Genomic DNA, 702 nt, shown 5'->3' with positions numbered 1-702 from the left:
CCTCGCGGGCGAGGTCGCCGGCCGTGGGGCGGTCCCCCGGGTCATGGGTCGTCGCCCGCCGCAGCACCTCGACCAGGGCGCCGCGGGCCGCGGCCGACGGGTCGGGCAGTGCGCCGTGGGCGTCGAGCTCATCGATGGCCAGGAGCTGAAGACCGATCAGAGCCACGGCGTGGACATCCCCCGCGGGCCCGGCACCGTGCACCCGCTCGGGGGCGACGAAGCCAGGGGTGCCCTCCTCCTCCGGATCGGCCCCGGTGACGAGATCGATGAGCACGGGTGACCCGTCGGGAGTGATGACCACGTTGCCCGGGGAGACGTCACCGTGCACGAGCCCGGTGCGGTGCATCGCTGCCAGGGCCTCCGCCAGGGGTCCGACCACCGAGACGACCTCGCCCACCGACCAGCGCCCTCGTTGGCCCCGGAGGCGGCGCAGGTCGACCCCCGGCACCTCCTCGTAGGGGACCGCGAGGAGCTCGGGGCCGAGCTCGACAGCAGCCCGGACCGTCGCCACGTGCGGGGAGTCCACGGTCCGCAGACGCTCGACGCGTTCACGAGCCCGCGCGGCCCGCGATACGGAGGCGACCCGGACCAGGGAGACGACCAGCGTCTTGCCGTCGAGATCCCGGGCGCGCCATCCGCGCTCGGGCGCCGGGCCGGCCCCGAGCAGGACGAGGCCGTGCTCCGCCAGAAGTCGGAGGCCAA

General features: G+C 75.5%; 1 pseudogene. It reads right to left on the bottom strand.

What is annotated here, in order from left to right:
* Positions 1-702, bottom strand: a pseudogene (locus tag L0B03_RS18715) (hypothetical protein); the annotation flags it as partial.

The organism is Actinotalea sp. C106 (assembly GCF_023630195.1).
GTDB lineage: Bacteria > Actinomycetota > Actinomycetes > Actinomycetales > Cellulomonadaceae > Actinotalea.
The sequence above is the reverse complement of the archived record's forward strand: the minus strand, read 5'-3'. Positions and strand labels throughout refer to the sequence as shown.